The 15,313-nt window shown below is 62.1% G+C and carries 12 protein-coding genes and 1 tRNA gene; 5 read left to right on the top strand and 8 right to left on the bottom strand.

Annotation, left to right across the window (positions count from 1 at the left end; all coding sequences use genetic code 11):
• Positions 1 to 387: 387 nt before the first annotated feature.
• Positions 388 to 1,314 carry a D-isomer specific 2-hydroxyacid dehydrogenase family protein gene (locus tag NW852_RS04215; RefSeq protein WP_414372582.1) on the top strand — a complete coding sequence of 309 codons (927 nt, stop codon included), beginning with the start codon at positions 388 to 390 and terminating at the stop codon, positions 1,312 to 1,314.
• A 25-nt stretch (positions 1,315 to 1,339) separates the two neighbouring features.
• Here the strand turns inward: NW852_RS04215 and NW852_RS04210 are convergent, their stop codons facing one another.
• The 5 genes from NW852_RS04210 to NW852_RS04190 all read right to left on the bottom strand — a co-directional run bounded on the left by NW852_RS04210 (position 1,340) and on the right by NW852_RS04190 (position 7,394).
• Entirely contained in the window at positions 1,340 to 2,428 is a 1,089-nt protein-coding gene (locus NW852_RS04210; protein WP_414365806.1) for an isocitrate/isopropylmalate dehydrogenase family protein, read from the bottom strand.
• 172 nt (positions 2,429 to 2,600) lie between these two features.
• Positions 2,601 to 5,027 carry a primosomal protein N' gene (gene priA / locus NW852_RS04205; RefSeq protein WP_414399116.1) on the bottom strand — a complete coding sequence of 809 codons (2,427 nt, stop codon included), beginning with the start codon at positions 5,025 to 5,027 and terminating at the stop codon, positions 2,601 to 2,603.
• A complete protein-coding gene (locus NW852_RS04200) occupies positions 5,024 to 6,541 on the bottom strand; it encodes a hypothetical protein (RefSeq protein WP_414426482.1) in 1,518 nt (505 codons plus the stop codon). Before NW852_RS04200 ends, priA begins: the two co-directional genes overlap by 4 nt.
• 438 nt (positions 6,542 to 6,979) lie before the next feature.
• Positions 6,980 to 7,300 (bottom strand): zinc ribbon domain-containing protein, encoded by a 321-nt coding sequence (locus tag NW852_RS04195; protein ID WP_414372578.1) that lies wholly within the window; start codon positions 7,298 to 7,300, stop codon positions 6,980 to 6,982.
• Between the two features lie 21 nt (positions 7,301 to 7,321).
• Positions 7,322 to 7,394, bottom strand: a tRNA-Ala gene (locus tag NW852_RS04190).
• A 252-nt stretch (positions 7,395 to 7,646) separates the two neighbouring features.
• On the opposite strand from NW852_RS04190, the gene sppA reads away from it, so the two are divergent.
• The 4 genes from sppA (at position 7,647) to pheA (ending at position 11,420) form a co-directional block, all read left to right on the top strand.
• Positions 7,647 to 8,687 (top strand): signal peptide peptidase SppA, encoded by a 1,041-nt coding sequence (gene sppA / locus NW852_RS04185; protein WP_414426481.1) that lies wholly within the window; start codon positions 7,647 to 7,649, stop codon positions 8,685 to 8,687.
• Between the two features lie 41 nt (positions 8,688 to 8,728).
• Entirely contained in the window at positions 8,729 to 10,051 is a 1,323-nt protein-coding gene (gene alr, locus NW852_RS04180) for an alanine racemase (protein WP_414372574.1), read from the top strand.
• 82 nt (positions 10,052 to 10,133) lie between these two features.
• Positions 10,134 to 10,499: a late competence development ComFB family protein gene (locus NW852_RS04175; protein WP_414365812.1), complete on the top strand. Its 366-nt coding sequence runs from the start codon at positions 10,134 to 10,136 to the stop codon at positions 10,497 to 10,499.
• Between the two features lie 9 nt (positions 10,500 to 10,508).
• A complete protein-coding gene (gene pheA / locus NW852_RS04170; RefSeq protein WP_414372572.1) occupies positions 10,509 to 11,420 on the top strand; it encodes a prephenate dehydratase in 912 nt (303 codons plus the stop codon).
• An 83-nt stretch (positions 11,421 to 11,503) separates the two neighbouring features.
• On the opposite strand, the gene NW852_RS04165 is transcribed toward pheA, so the two are convergent.
• The 3 genes from NW852_RS04165 to NW852_RS04155 all read right to left on the bottom strand — a co-directional run bounded on the left by NW852_RS04165 (position 11,504) and on the right by NW852_RS04155 (position 15,254).
• On the bottom strand, positions 11,504 to 12,355 hold the full coding sequence (locus NW852_RS04165; RefSeq protein ID WP_414372570.1) for a sulfite exporter TauE/SafE family protein: 852 nt from the start codon (positions 12,353 to 12,355) through the stop codon (positions 11,504 to 11,506).
• A 99-nt stretch (positions 12,356 to 12,454) separates the two neighbouring features.
• Positions 12,455 to 13,516 carry a Gfo/Idh/MocA family oxidoreductase gene (locus NW852_RS04160; RefSeq protein ID WP_414365815.1) on the bottom strand — a complete coding sequence of 354 codons (1,062 nt, stop codon included), beginning with the start codon at positions 13,514 to 13,516 and terminating at the stop codon, positions 12,455 to 12,457.
• A 109-nt stretch (positions 13,517 to 13,625) separates the two neighbouring features.
• Positions 13,626 to 15,254: a dolichyl-phosphate-mannose--protein mannosyltransferase gene (locus tag NW852_RS04155; protein WP_414365816.1), complete on the bottom strand. Its 1,629-nt coding sequence runs from the start codon at positions 15,252 to 15,254 to the stop codon at positions 13,626 to 13,628.
• Positions 15,255 to 15,313: the final 59 nt, after the last annotated feature.

Genomic DNA, 15,313 nt, shown 5'->3' with positions numbered 1-15,313 from the left:
GGTGCGTTCGCGACAGCGTTGTATAGCAATAACAACGTAGAGAAACGTTTTTTTTGCTATTTGATTTTGCTATTTGATAACGACTACTCCTCCAGCCGACGACACTGGTGATAGCCCCTATCCGCCGGCGGCAAAGGTGGCCATCAAAATTAAAGAGAGCAAAATGCCCGGAAAGAGCAGCAGCACCAAGGTTAAAAACTCAGAAAGGCTCATGACAGCACAAAGAACAACAACCGAGGGCACCAGTCCCCAACCTAGCGATTCCGGCAGTCCTTCCCATCCTCCCTTTGGGATCCCTTAACAGTTGCAGCCGAGGGCGGCTTTTGAGGCTTTTCCCCTTCTGCCGGCGATATCCTGGCAAAGGGAAAGTCTTCTTCAAGCACTCCGATGGGCATCCAAGGCAGGCGTATTGCCGTCGAACCTGGGGATCTGCGTCCTTGGCTGCAAGAGGCCGTTTTGGCAGGGGGTGGTGAGCTGGTGCCGTTGGCCGAAGCGGAGGCGCTGGTGTGGGCAGATGCCTTTGACGTGCCCAAGCTCAAGCAGTGTCTTGCCGAAGGAAAGGGGATCCGCTGGGTGCAGTTGCCCTGGGCAGGAGTAGAACCTTTTGCCCAGGCAGGGGTTTTGGATCCCGCCTATGTGTGGACCTGCGGTAAGGGGGTGTACGCTCAGGCGGTGGCCGAACATGCCCTGGCCCTCACCTTGGCCGGCCTGCGGGATCTGAAGATCCGCGCTTTGGCCCAGACTTGGCAGCCGGGATCCGGCACCAGCCTCTGGGGCAGCCGCGTAGTCATCTTCGGGGCGGGGGGCATTGCCCAAGCGCTGATCCAGTTGTTACAGCCTTTCCGGTGCTCCGTTGACGTGGTGCGGCGCAGGGCGGATCCCTTGCCAGGAGCCAGCCGGGTGGTGACGCTGGCAGAGCGGCAGGCGGTGCTGGCAGGGGCAGATGTGGTGATCCTGGCCTTGGCCCTCACCCCGGAAACAGAGGGGATCATCGCCCGGCGGGAGCTGGAGCAGATGGGATCCCAGTGTTGGCTGGTGAATGTGGCAAGAGGCAAACACATCGTGACCCCCGACTTGGTGGCCGCTCTGCAACAGGGGGTGATTCGCGGGGCCGCCTTGGATGTCACGGATCCTGAGCCCTTGCCGGCTGGGCATCCCCTCTGGAGCTTGCCCAATTGCCTCATTACCCCCCACACAGCCATTACCGATGCCATGATTGTCCCGGCCTTGTCCGAGCGGGTGCGGGAAAATGTGCGCCGCTTTCGGCTGGGGGAACCTTTGCTGGGGGTGGTGGATCCGGTTTTGGGCTATTGAGCCCTCACCCCTTGAGAGAGGGGAGCTAGGACTCGCGGGGGGCCATCTCTTGCACGCGAGCGGCAATGGCCTCGGCCATCTCTTGCGTGCCGACGGGATCCCCTTGCGCCAGGTCATAGGTGACGTATTTGCCTTCGGCAATGACCGACCGCACTGCCGCTTCTACCCTCGCGGCGGCTTCCCGCTCGCCCAGGTAGCGCAGCATCATGGCCCCGGAGAGGATAAGGGCAGAGGGGTTGACCTTGTTTTGGCCGGCATACTTGGGCGCCGAGCCGTGGATGGCCTCAAAAACCGCAATGCCATCCCCGATGTTGGCCCCTGGCGCCACCCCCAGCCCGCCGATCATGCCGGCGCACAAGTCGGAGATGATGTCCCCGTAAAGGTTGGTGAGCACCAGCACATCGTAGAGCTGCGGCTTCTGCATCAATTGCATACACATGTTGTCCACGATGCGATCTTCAAACTCGATGTCGGGGTACTCCTGGGCCACCTCCCGCGCCACCTGCAAAAACAGGCCGTCGGTAAACTTCATGATGTTGGCTTTGTGAACGGCCGTTACCTTTTTGCGGCCGTTTTGGCGGGCATATTCAAAAGCAAACTTGACAATGCGGCGGCTGCCAAACTCTGAGATGGGTTTGATGCCAAGAGCAGATCCCTCGCGGATGAACTTGCCGGAAAGACGCATCATCTCTTCGCGAGCGTGGGCTGCTTCGGGGGTGCCCCGCTCGAACTCAATCCCAGCGTAGAGATCCTCGGTGTTTTCCCGCACCACCACCAAATCCACGTCTGGAAAAGGGCTTTTGACGCCAGGGATGGACTTGGCCGGACGCAGGTTGGCGTAGAGGTCTAGCTCTTTGCGGATGGCCACATTCACCGAGCGAAAGCCGGTGCCCACGGGGGTGCCGATGGGCCCTTTGATAGCCAGCTTGGTTTCTCGGATCGACTCCAGCACCTGCGGCGGCAGAGGGGTGCCGTACTTTTCGATTACCTCTACTCCTGCCTCCACCGGGATCCACTCCAACTCAACCCCGGTGGCCTCCAAGACCGTGGTCATCGCCTTGGTTACTTCCGGGCCGATGCCATCGCCGGGGATCAACGTTACACGATAGGCCACAAATCCTTCTCCTCCCAGGATTGACACTGGTAGCCTGACCGGGATCCCGCCCAGCGCCGGACTTCAAGCCCGTTGGGGATCCCTAAGCTGAAACGAAGCTTAAACGACTATAGAACAGGTTGGAGCCATCAGGCGTCAGGGCAAACTCAATGCCTCTCCAGAACTGCCACCCCTAGAGAATCCGCAGCGGATCCACATCGAGACTGACGCGGATCCCTTGAGGGAGGTGTCCAAGGGCGCTGTGCAGGTGGGCATCGATCTGGGCGCGATCCCAGGGCTGATCGGGAAGTTGTTTGAGCAGGATCTGCCAGCGGTAGCGGCCGGCAACCCGCTCCACTTGGGCCGGCCCTGGCCCCAACACCTCCGCCGGGATCCCTTGCAGACGTGTGGCCACCCGCTCGCAATAGCGCTCTAGCGCTTCCAGGCGGGTGCTGCTTAGGCGAATTAAAATCAAAGCCCGATAGGGGGGATAGCCCCCTTCCTGGCGTTGGCGCAGCTCGGCTTGCAAAAACCCTTCGTAGTCGTGGGCCAGCACCGCTGCTAGGATCGGGTGCTCTGGCAGGTAGGTCTGGATGATCGCCTGGCCTGGCAAGGATCCCCGTCCTGAGCGGCCCGCCACCTGGGTCAGGAGCTGAAAGGTGCGCTCGCCAGCGCGGTAGTCAGGTTGGTGCAACAGCCCGTCGGCGGCCATCACCCCCACCAGCGTCACCTGGGGCATATCCAGCCCCTTGGTAAGCATCTGGGTGCCCACCAGCACCTGCGCTTGGCCACTGCGAAACTGCTCCAGCAAGTCCCGGTGGGATCCCTTGCGGCGAGTGGCGTCGCTGTCGTAGCGCAGGATCCCTAGCTGCGGCCAGTGCTGCTGCAGCACCTCCACCACCTTCTGGGTGCCAGTGCCGAAGTGCTTGAGGTAGGGCGAGCCACAGGCAGGGCAGCGCTGGGGATGGGGTTGGCGGGCGCCGCAGTAGTGACAGCGCAGCTCTTGCCCGCCCTCCACGTGAAAGGTGAGGGAGACATCGCAATGGGCGCAGGTGAGGACAAAGCCGCAACTGCGACAGAGGACAAAGGTGCTGTAGCCGCGGCGGGGAACAAAGAGGATGGCCTGTTCCCCCCTGTCCAGCGTCTCCTGCAGAGCTTGTTGCAGGCGGCGGCTGAGAATGCTGCGGTTACCGGCCTGCAGCTCCTGGCGCATATCCACCAGCTCCAGGTGGGGCAGGGTGGCCGGGATCCCCGCCTGGGGGATGCGCTGCGGCAAAGAGAGGCGAACCCAGCGCTGCGGATCCTGCAGGTGGGCGGCGTAGGTTTCCACCGCCGGTGTGGCACTGCCCAAAACCAAGGGACAGTTGGCCAGCTCGGCCCGCCACTCCGCCACCTGACGGGCGTGGTAACAGGGCTGGGGCTGATCCTGCTTGAAGCTGTCATCGTGCTCCTCGTCCAAAACAATCAGGCCGAGATTGGCCAAAGGGGCAAACACCGCCGAGCGGGTGCCGATCACCACCTGGGGAGCAGAGACCAACATCTGCCGCCAGAGGTCGTAGCGCTCCCCTGCCGAGAGGCCGCTGTGGTAGGTCCACACGCGGGATCCCAGCCGCGCCCGAAAGCGATCCGTCAGTTGGGGGGTAAGGCCAATCTCCGGCACCAGCACCAAGGCCGACCGCCCCTGCTGTAGCACCTGGGCAATGACTTGCAGGTAGACCTCCGTCTTGCCGGAGCCGGTGACCCCGTGCAGCAGAAAGCGTTGGTTTCGCCCCAGGGCTTGCTGGATGGCCGCCACTGCCTCGGCCTGGGCGGGCGTCAGAGACTTGGGCCAATCTTTCTCCACAGGCCGGTCGGCCTCCCCCAGCCGCAGCAGAGGTCGCTCGTAGAGGTGCACCCGGCCTTTGCGGGCCAGGCTCTGCAACACCGACCGGCTCACCCCTGCCAGACGCTCCCACTCGACCAGCAGCAGCTCCCCCCCCTTTTGCTTGAGGATCTGCAGCGCCTTCTGCTGGGGCAAGCTCAGCCCCTCCAGCGACTCCTCCACTAGGGTGGCTGCCTGTTGGGTTTTCACCCTGCCCCCCTGCTGCTCCTGCCAGAAGCTCTCCACCCAACCCCGCCGCTGCAGCTCCCGCAGAGCCACCTCGGCGCCAGGCACCTGCTGCTGGAGGTAACGCCAAGACAGCTCCCCCCCCTTCTCCTGGAGCAGCCGCAGCAGAGCCTGGGCAGCCGGCGAACATTCCCCGCGCGGGGATCCCACCAGGCGGATTCGCCGCTGGGAGCGGCTCAGCAAGCCCGGCGGCAAAACAGTGCGCACCACCTGGGCCAGGGGGGTGAGGTAGTAGTCGGCTACCCGCTGCAGCAGCGGCCAGAACTCCTTGGGCAGGATCCCTTTGGCCACCACCGCTTCAATCTCCCGCACCGACTGGGGATCCACTCCTGTCGGCAGCTCCGAGCGCCAACCCAGCGCCAGCGCCCCCGCCACCTGTGGACCAAAGGGAACGCTGAGGAGATCGCCCGCTTCTGGCTCCCATCCCTCTGGCACGCGATAGGTGAAGCAGCCCCCCAAGTGGGGATGATCCACCCACACCTCCAGCCAGCGGGGAGGAGCAGGATCCCTCACGGTCGAGGCAAAAACCGCGGCAGATCCACTGCCCGCTTATCGGGGCGAGCCGGCAAAGGCCGGGACTGTTCGCGTAAGCGGGACGGAGTCCATAGCCCAGACTTGGGCTTGGCGGCCTGGAGCGAGGCGAGAGACTCAGACCGTGTTGGCATGTCGGCAGTATTGGGATCCGCTGCACCAGCGCGAGGTGGGATGTCTAGTCCCTTGCGCTCCAAAGCCGTCTTCAGGCTGAGCAGGTGCATCTGCTGCTGCTCGTACTTCTCTCTCAGGGAGCGGTTTTCTTCGGAGAGGGCGGCGCGTTCCGCCTGCAAGGCCCTCACCTGCCCCTCCAAGGCCTCTGTTTGCTCCTGCAGATGGGTGACAGCGATCTGGGCAGAGCGCAATTGCGATTGCCAGGTGGGTTGGTCGGCAAGCTGGGCCAGAGCTGCTTGGAGCCGCTGCTCCAGATCACCAAGGCGCTGCTGGGCCTGGGCGTACTGTTCCTCCAGACGGCGGTGCTCCTGCTGCCAATGGGCAATTTCCGCCTGCGCTTGGGAGAGGGCAGCTTGCAGCGCTTCGACCTGGGCTTGCCACTGCTGTTGCTGCTCCTGGGAGTCGTGACGCCATTGCTCTTGCTGAGCTTGCAAAGCAGCCAGCTGCGCCTGGGCATCGGCCAGGGCCGCTTCCAATTCCTGACGTTGTTCCTGCCAGCGCTGCTCCGCTTCCGCCTCTGTCTCGGCATAGCCCGCCAGACGCGCCTCGAGATGTTCCCGCTGTTCTTGCCAGGCTGCCTGTTGGTCGTTGTACAGAGCCCGCAGGCTGTTCAGCTCCGCCTGGGTTTCGGCAATTTGGGTGCGGGCCAACGAAAGCTCTGCCTTGAAACGCTGTAACATCTCCACCCGTTTTTCCGCCAGGTCTTGCGCTTCCAGCAGAGAAGCCTGGAGCTCCTGCTGACGGTGTTCCCACTGACGGCGCTCCTGGGCATGGGCCAGCCGCAGCTGCTCGATCTGCTCCTGTAAGGCTTCGATGTCTTGGCGCTGCCGCTCGTTGAGGCGTTGCCGCGCCGCCAGCTGAACTTCCTGCTCCGAGAGCTGAACCTTTTGCTCTGCCAAAGTTTGTTGCAACTGGCGCAGGGCGTGTTCCCGCTCCTGCAGCATCTTTTCTTGCTCAGCCACCTTCTGGCGTAGAACCCGGCATTCCGCTTCCAAAGCAGCGTCTGCAGGCGTTTGGGCTTTCAATTGCAAGAGCTCTATCTGCTGTTGCTGCCTGCGAGACTGCAGTTCCCTCTCGGCCAGTTGAGTGCGCAGCGCCTGCACTTCGGCTTGTAGCTTTTCCTGAAGGATAAGCCGTTCTTGCAGCTCTGCTTCGACTTTAAGCAGCCGTGACTCCAACTGCTGCCGCTGCCTCAGGGCCAACTGCCGCTCTGGATTGGGATCCGGTTCCGTTCGCGTCAGCGGGACGGAGTCCTTGGCCGACTGGCCAGCTTGAGCCTCGAGAAAGGTAGGATCCGAGTCACCTGAGGAGGAAGCACGCATAGGTTGAAGCGAAGATGAAGATGGGGAGGTACAGGATAAAGTTCCCTGCAGTATAGAGAAGTTTTCCGGTGGGTTCAAGCCAGGGAATGGATCTTGTTAAGGTCTCTTTCCGATTCCTCTCCGCCCGCCCTGGGGTGACATCGAGGCTTGTTGGCCGCACCTCTCGTCTTGGGGGCTCCGCATCAGAGAGTTGAGCTGGCAGCGGAACATCTGTTTGGCCGTTTTTTCGCCGCGGAGCGTGCACGCGACGAGAAGACGTCTCCCTCCCCCCAGAGGTAAACTCCGGCCCGTGGTTGCCTTGAGAGCTTGCCACGATTGCCCCCTTTCTTCACCCACGACACCCCTACCGCTGCTGGAGATCCCTACAGACCGCCCCCACCAATAGTTTGCACCATTTTTTATTGGCACCATATAATTCGGCGGTGTTTGAACGCGTCTTTATCCAACGGCGGGGGCCCTTCGCCCAGGGATCGGCGTAGGTCTCCAAGGGATTGAGGCAGCGTCAGGCTGAATGGATCGACGCTTTGAGGTTCTGATACAGTCACGCTGAACACCGCTGTTCGCGACAGCGGGACGGAGTCCCCACAGGATGGCGACATCCCGCAACGCCCTGAGGAAGATCCCCAGAGCTCCATTCCAATCCCGCGGCAAGGTGTGTTTGCACACGGGACACCGGAACACTCGGCTGCCTTGCAGCCCAGAGTGGACAGAGCCGCACCTGGTGCAGGTCTGGCTGGTGTAGGCCTCGGAAACGTCCACCACCGTCTGCTATCAGACCAATGGAGCTTAGCGGACTCGAACCGCTGACCCCTTCAATGCCATTGAAGTGCTCTACCAACTGAGCTAAAGCCCCAGTCGCAGCTTTCTGGCAAGAGCGTGGGCAAGCGACTTATGCCTGCTCTAGGCTGCAATTTTAGCCTGTAGAAGCTGCTTTGGCGGTGAAGAGTACGGGAATCCATCCTAAATAGACAGGAGATCCTTGTCAAGAGTTGGGTTAGAGCGTTCAATGACGAAAGTAGGTAGAGCAGGGATCCACCTGGCTCCTGCCCTCTGCCGCAGGAGCTTGCCGGGTGATAGAACGGAGTCAGTAACGGTTGGAGGGCTTGTGACCCAGGGATCTCAGCTTGACCGCATTTTGGCCGCTTCCTTGCTGGTGGTCTGCCTGATTGCGGCTGTTATTGGCGGCACACGACCTGCCGCAGAGTCGGTTCGGGGTGGCGTCGGGCTAGAGGCCCCCCGAGGGGCAAATCGCATTGAGGTGGTCACCATCGAGGGAACGATCGGAGGCCCGCGGGGCTCGACTTTGGTGGGTTTGCCAACTTCTCCTTTGGATCAGCTGCGGGAAGCCATCGAGGATCGCGCCGTTAAGGCCGTGTTGCTGCGCATCAACAGTCCTGGGGGAGCCGTGGGATCCAGCCAGGAACTCTACCGCGCCGTCACGGCCCTGCGGGAGGTCGGTAAGCCGGTGATCGCCGTCATGGAGGACGTTGCCGCCAGCGGCGGCTACTACGTGGCCAGTGCTGCCGACAAGATCTACGCCAACCCAGGTACTCTGACCGGCAGCATAGGGGTAATCATTAGCGGCCTTAACTTTGGCAAGTTGCTCGAGAACTACGGCGTAGAGCCGCAGACCTTCAAAACCGGCGAGTACAAAGACATTCTTTCCCCTTTCCGCGCTGCTACCCCTCAGGAGCAACGTCTGCTGCAAGACTTGGTGGAGGATACCCTCGACCAGTTTGTTCGCGATGTGGCCCGTGGACGCCAGCGCTTGCCGGAAAACGAGGCAGAAAAGGTGCTGGATGCGGAGATGATCGCGCGGCGGCAAAGCTTGGATGAAGCGCGGGTGCGACAGTTGGCCGATGGGCGCATCTTCACCGGGGCGCAGGCTGTAGAGTTGGGCCTGGTGGATGCCCTGGGAGGATATACCGAAGCCGTGGAAGATCTGCGGCGGATGACGGGGGATCCCTCCTTGTCGCCGGCAACGGAGAGAGATCCGTTCCAACGCGCCCTGCAGCGGCTCTTGAGCCAAGGACTGCCTCCGCAAGGGCAAAATCTCTGGCTGGCCCGACTGTTGGGAAGCAACGAGGTGGCCGGGATCCCGGAAGTGCCGCTGCTGTGGATGGCGCCCGGCTGGACTTTGCGCTAAACCTGACAGTGATGAATAGGCTTGGTGTGAGGGGTGAAGCTGTGGATCAAGAATTGTCCACGCCGGACGACGCTTCTGCGCTGGCGGCGGCCGTGCATAGCCCTCTGGCCACGGCGTTTGCCCCGTGGATCCAGAGCGATGCCCTAGGCCAGGGATCCCAGGGGGCGGATCCCGTTGGCGAGACGGGGTTCTGGCCGGATTGCAACCCAGAGCGGGAGCTGCTGACCAGCCGGGCATGGGTGGAAATTGACGCGGCCCAATTGCGAGAAAATCTGCGTCTGTTGCAGACCCGCCTGGGCCCAAATGTGGAGATCTGGGCAGTGGTCAAGGCCAATGCCTATGGCCATGGAGCTCGCTTGCTGGCTCCCCTGCTGGTGGCTGCCGGCGCCAAGGGGCTGTGTGTGGCCACCCTGTCAGAAGGGATCGAGCTGCGCCAGGCCGGCCTCCAGGCTCCCATCCTGGTCTTGGGTGCTTTGAATACCTGGGCGGAGCTGCAGCAGGCCATGGCTGCACGGCTGGAGGTTAGCCTTACCCGGGCCGAGCAAATTCCCCTGCTGCGCCAGGTGGCCCGTTGGGCTGGGCGCCCTGTCCCCGTCCACCTCAACGTGGATACAGGCATGACGCGCTTGGGGATCCCTTGGCAGGAGGCTGCCGCCGTGTGGGGGGAGATCTGCCGGATCCCCGAGCTGGAAGGCTGTAGCCTATTTTCCCACTTCGCAACAGCAGATGAGCCCGATTCTCCGGTGATGGCCCAGCAAGAGGCCCGCTTTGCCCAGGTGGTGGAGCAGATCCGCCAGGCCGGGGATCCCTTGCCCCCCCTGCATCTGGATAACTCCGCCGGCGCCCTCACCCGTCTTCACTACTCCCGCGTGCGGCTGGGGTTGGCCCTCTATGGCTTGTCTCCTGCCCCGCACCTGCAGGTGCCGGGGCTGAGACCAATCCTGCGCCTTAAAGCGCGGCTGACCCACATCCAAACCGTACCCGCCCACACCGGCGTCAGCTACGGGCATTGCTACATTACCTCTCGCCCCAGTCGTATTGCCACCCTAGCCATCGGCTATGCCGATGGGATCCCCCGGCGGCTTTCCGGCTGGCTGCGAGGGTGGGTGCGCGGCGGCCTCATCCAGCAGGTGGGCATGATCACGATGGATCAGTGCATGTGGGATGTAACCGAGAGGCCGGATATTCAGGTGGGCGATGTGGTGGAGCTGCTGGGCCCTCACGTAGAGAGGATGGGCTTATCCATCCAGGATTGGGCGGATCAGTTGAGCACTATTTCCTATGAACTGCTGTGCGGACTTTCTGCCCGCCTGCCGAGGATACTCGTCAACGAAGGGGCCGCTAGCAGTAGCCCTGTTTGCTGAGCTGGGTACGCTAGAGGGTAGCAGATCCTGGCTGGAAGAGAGGCGGGGACAATTCGCCATCGGCAATGGAAAGGAGGCAGCCATGGAGGCACGCAAACCCCTAAGGAGGCTGGAAAATCAAATGGAGCGAGCCGTCCTCGAAGCCGTAAACGAGATGCTCCTGCTGGAAAGCCAGCAGCGCTACTGCTCCTGCGAAAGATTCTGTCACGATGCAGCCGCCCTGGCCCTCAACAACCTCCCACCTCGCTACGCCACCAGCTTTGAAGGCTCCATCTCCACTCTGGAAGCTATCCAAGCGGATCAAGAGCTGCAGAGGCAAATTCGCCTGGAGGTGGCGAAGGCGATGGACAGGGTGGCGGCCAATCCCCGCTGTCCAGAGCCTGACTGCCCGCTGCTACAGAGCGATGCTGAGACGGTAGAGTTAGAGCTAGCTCCCAGTGATACCTGACTTCGAGGAATGGCTGCAAGCGTCTCCCCTGTGCCCGTGGCCTTTCTAGGCCCTGCCGGAACCTATACGGAGTTGGCCGCTCTGCTGGCCTGTCCTGAGCAGCCTCATCTGCACAGCCAGGGATCCCACCCCCTGGAGCCCTACCCCACCATTGGCGCCTGCTTGTCAGCGGTGGCTACTGGCCAGCAAGAATGGGCGGTGGTGCCGGTGGAAAACTCCGTCGAGGGCGGGGTCTCGATGACCTTGGATGCCCTCTGGCAACTGGAGGGGCTGAGCATTCGCCAGGCGCTGATCCTGCCAATCCGTCATGCCCTCATCGGCTGTGCCTCCCGGCTGGAGCAGATCGAGCAGGTCTATTCCCATCCCCAAGCCTTGGCCCAATGTCAGGCTTGGCTGGGATCCCATCTGCCCCAGGCCACCTTGATCCCGACCCGCTCGACCACCGAAGAATTGGATCGGCTGCGAGCGCAGCCCAACGCTGCCGTCGTTGCCTCAGAGCGGGCCGCTGAGCTCTACCAACTGCCGGTCTTGGCCTGTCCCATCAACGACCACCCGGATAATTGCACCCGCTTTTGGGTGGTGGGCCGCCGTGGATCCTCACCGGGGGGATCCCATACTTCCTTGGCCTTCAGCCTGCCCCACAATGTGCCGGGGGCGCTGCTAAAGCCGCTGCAAGTCTTTGCGGAGCGGGGCCTCAATATGTCGCGCATCGAGTCGCGCCCCACCAAAAAATCGGCGGGTACCTATGTCTTTTTTGTCGATCTGGAGAACCCGGTTGGCCAGCCCTACCTGGATGCAGAGGTGATCGCTGCCCTGGAAGGGATCGCAGAAACCCTGAAGCTTTTCGGCAGCTACCCCGTCCATGACCTCTGCAAGCCGAGCGAGTGTCATCCCTCCCAAAGCCTTTCCCCCGCCTCCTAGACCCAGATTCAGACGCTTCCCAAGGGCGGCCACCAGCGAGTTTTTCCCCATAGGGGAGGGCAAGGCGTTGAAGGGAGGAGTTGCTACTGGTTGTCCAGGGCTTGGTAGTTCTGCCAGGCTTGCCAAAAAACGTAGAGGGAAAGCCCAGCAAGAAAGGTTCGGAAAAGCAGGCTGACGATCTCATCCGACAGCTTGGGCAGGGTGCGGGTGCTGATCTGGACGCCGACCAACCCCCCTGTACCCAGGATCAGGCCCGGGAGCCAGAGCACATTCCGGCGGATGGTGCCATCTCCAAAGCCGAGAGCGTTCGCCATCCAGTTGCCCAGGCCCGCATGGCCGAGGGTAGCAGCAGTTGCCGTGAGAACAATTGCCCCCAAACTGGTTTGGATGGCCACCTTGAGGGTTTCCCGCAACAGCAGGATCTGCAGCGGCACCATGATGATGCCACCGCCGATGCCGAAAAGCCCCGCCAACAAGCCAGCAGCGCCACCAGTGAGGGTGCGGGCTAGCCACGGCGGCATCTGACTGCCGGCAGCAACAACTGGCCTCTCCAACGCTTGGGCGTGGGCGACCACGGTTTTGCGCAGCTCCACCAGGTAAATGTTCGACAGCAACAGCACCCCAAAGGCCGCTAGTAGCAGATAGCCGGGCAGGCGACTGGCGAGGATCGCCCCCCCCTGAGCTGTAACCAGAGCCGGGATCCCTAGCAGGATCACCCGTTTGGGATCCAGCATCCCCATGCGCCAGTTTTGGATGCTGCCCGCCAGGGAGGTGAGGAGAATGGAAAAGTTGCTGGTGGCCACCGCCTGCAGCGGCGGGATCCCCAAGCTCACCTGCAGGGGCACCAAGATTGTCCCGCCGCCGATACCCAGAAAGCCGGCTAGGATCCCTGCCACCAGGCCGCCGATTGCCAAGGCCAACCCCTCTTCTACCACGATTGCTCAACCTTGCCTCTCCACCAAGCCTTTGCCATCCTCGCCCTCCCCACCCATGACCGGCTGGCAGAAGATACCGCCTGGATGCCGGCGGCAAAGCTAAGACAAAAAGCTCCGGCAGGGTTTGGCCTCCCTCCAGGCGCATCCATCTAAGGCAATCCGCTCCACCTCGGAAGCCAACTTCAAGGCCTTCAGGGCCTGCTCCCCGCCCACCGACGGCTGATTGCCCCCCCGCACACAGTTAATAAAGTGCTCCAGCTCGGCGTGGAGCTTGTCAATGGGGTCGATGTGAACCTTCTCGATGAGGCAATCCCGCTGGTAGGATCCCTGGCCGTAGTCGCTGCTGCTGCCGCCTCCCTGGCGGTAGATGGAGATCTCGTTGTGCAGAAAGTCGGCCTCCACGAGGGCATTTTTGCAGTGGACGGCAATTTTGCGCACCTTGCGGTGGGTAACCTTGCTGGCCGTGAGGGTGGCGATGGCGCCGTTGGCAAAGGTGAGGGTGGCAGTGACGTAGTCCAGGTAGCCCAGCTTGGAGGCGCGGTTGCCGCTGGCGGTAATTTGGGTTACTGGGGAAGGGATCAGCTCCAGCAACAGGTCGATGTCGTGGATCATCAGGTCAAACACCACCGACACGTCGCTGGCGCGGTCGGAATAAGGGCTAAGGCGATGGGCCTCAAAGGCCAAGGGTTCCTCGCGCTGCAAAACTTGCCCCAGCCTTTGAAAAACAGGGCTGAAGCGCTCGATGTGCCCCACCTGCAAAATGCAATTGCAATCGGCGGCGCGGTTGACCAGGGATTCTGCCTCGCCAATGCTGGCGGCAATGGGCTTTTCGATCAGCACATGAACCCCCGCCTCTAGGCAGGCGATGCCCACCTCGTGGTGCAAAACCGTCGGCACAGCGATGGCCACTGCCGCTACGTGGGGCAGGAGGTCGCGGTAATCTTCGTAGAAGTGAACGCGGTGGCGGCTGGCCACATCCAAGCCTCGCTCCACATTGATATCGGCTACCCCTACAACCTGCACATCCTTCATCAGGCTGAAGACGCGGGTGTGGTGCTGGCCCATGTTGCCAACCCCAATCACGCCGACGGGGACAGGCTGCCCTGTGTAGGCCGGTGGACGGCGGGGAGAGTTGGCAGGACTCGGGCAGGATCGGGCCATAGGTTTCCACTACCTCCACCACAGGGTTTTCGCAAGCCACACCCCGTTTTCCAGCAACGGAGCGCAGCTTTTTCCCCAAACAAACTGCACAAAGCTTACCATGCCTTCCTCAAATCCAGTTCAGCCCAGGAATCGGCGGCAGGCGCAGGGGTGCTCGCTCACAGGCCTGGGGGCTAAAGCAAAAGAGCGGGGTCGGCGTGGGGCGAAACCACATGCGGGCATAGAACCCACTGGGGCTAAGGGGGAGGCCAAACCAAATCGGGAAAAAGAAGACAAAAGACGCCAAAACCAAGCCCACCGCCGTGATGCTCGCCCTGCGCCAGAAGCGACGGGAGTGCCGCCAGCCCAGCAGCACCAGCCAGGCCAGGGCCAGCGTGCTAAAGGCCAGAGCACTCATGTAGTGGTAGATGAAAACGCAGCGGCTAACGATAAACCAGGGCAGGTAGTTGGCTGCATAGCCAATTAGGATAAAGGCTTCCAGGCCGTGGAAGCGCCGGATCCCGCGCCAGACCAGTACCAAGATGGATCCCGTCCCCAGCCACCACAGCCAGGGATTGCCTAGGCCATGGACGACTCGCCACAGATCGCCCTGGGTGCTGAAGTAGTAGCCCACCGGGCGGCCCATAATCGGCCAAGACCAGGCCCCTGCCGAGGCCAAGGGGGTAGTCAGCCAAGGGCGCAGCGCCGGGAACCAGGCCACCAGGGAGCGCAAGCTGGTGGAGCAATAGGGGTGAACAGGGGTGTTTTCATCCACCACGAGATCGGCATGGAGGTGCCCGCTGTAAACGGATTGGTTGATGAGCACCAGGGATCGAAAGTAGTTCTGGATCCCCGTCCAGCTCCAATCCAGGGTTAGCCCCTGCTGCGGGTTAAGCTGCAGGTGGGGGATCCACTGGATGGCATAAAAGGCCAGGGGGGCGAGGACGAAGCAGAAGACGTAGTGCCACCAGCGCAGGTGGCGGATTGGGATCAAAATGCCCAAGCGGGGGATCCACTGCGGGCGCAGCCAGACCACCCCCCAGACGAGGATCCCCAGCAGGGCAAACATGAAGGCAAACCAGAGGCCATTCCACTTTACCGAAGCCGCCGCCCCCAGCAGGATCCCGGAGCCAGTGAGGTGGAGAGTCCGCTGCCAGCCACGGCGTTCTAGCCCGCTCAGGAGCAAAATCGAGGCCGCCAGGCCAAAGGCCACCAAATACACGTTAATCAGGCCAAAGCGAGACTCCACCAGAAACAGCCCGTCGGTTAGGAGCAGCACCCCGCTCAAGAGGGCAAAGCCCACGTGGTAAGTAAGGCGATAGGCCAAGCCGGTGAGCAAAAGCGGAATTAAGGATCCACACAGGGCGGTGGCCAAGCGAAAGCCCCACTCGTTGCGGCCAAAGAGTTGGATGCTGAGGGCGATGAAGTACTTCCCCAGAGGCGGATGCACGTCGTAGAAGGGTTTGCCGTCGAGGTAATTTTGGGCAAACTCAGGAAAATACACCTCGTCAAACACTGGAGCCGGCAACTCGGCCAGACGCCAGAGGCGTAGCCCTAGGCTTACCAGAAAGATAGCGAGCGCCCCCCCCAGCAGCCAGCGGCGGTCTCCCGCTGGCCCAATCGCAGCCGGAGCAGGAGTAGCAGTCTCTGTCTCTGGAGGAAAGTTGCCAGCCGCTGCCTCAGCGCGGGTGGAGGGAGCTAGGAGCGGGTTGTCCCTTTCCGGCCTTGTGGGTTGGGGAGGGTGGGGTTCAGACGTCATGGGCAGGAGAAGTCTCCACTAAGACGGCAGCAACGTTCTCAGTGCTACTTTAACCTGCC

The organism is Synechococcus sp. H60.1 (assembly GCF_047462335.1).
In the GTDB taxonomy this organism is placed as follows: domain Bacteria; phylum Cyanobacteriota; class Cyanobacteriia; order Thermostichales; family Thermostichaceae; genus Thermostichus.
The sequence above is the reverse complement of the archived record's forward strand: the minus strand, read 5'-3'. Positions and strand labels throughout refer to the sequence as shown.

Coding starts and splice junctions, on each gene's coding strand:
- NW852_RS04215 (WP_414372582.1), top strand. CDS start 388: ATGGGCATCCAAGGCAGGCGTATTGCCGTCGAACCTGGGGATCTGCGT.
- NW852_RS04200 (WP_414426482.1), bottom strand. CDS start 6,541: ATGCGTGCTTCCTCCTCAGGTGACTCGGATCCTACCTTTCTCGAGGCT.
- NW852_RS04175 (WP_414365812.1), top strand. CDS start 10,134: ATGGAGGCACGCAAACCCCTAAGGAGGCTGGAAAATCAAATGGAGCGA.
- pheA (WP_414372572.1), top strand. CDS start 10,509: ATGGCTGCAAGCGTCTCCCCTGTGCCCGTGGCCTTTCTAGGCCCTGCC.
- NW852_RS04160 (WP_414365815.1), bottom strand. CDS start 13,516: ATGGCCCGATCCTGCCCGAGTCCTGCCAACTCTCCCCGCCGTCCACCG.
- NW852_RS04155 (WP_414365816.1), bottom strand. CDS start 15,254: ATGACGTCTGAACCCCACCCTCCCCAACCCACAAGGCCGGAAAGGGAC.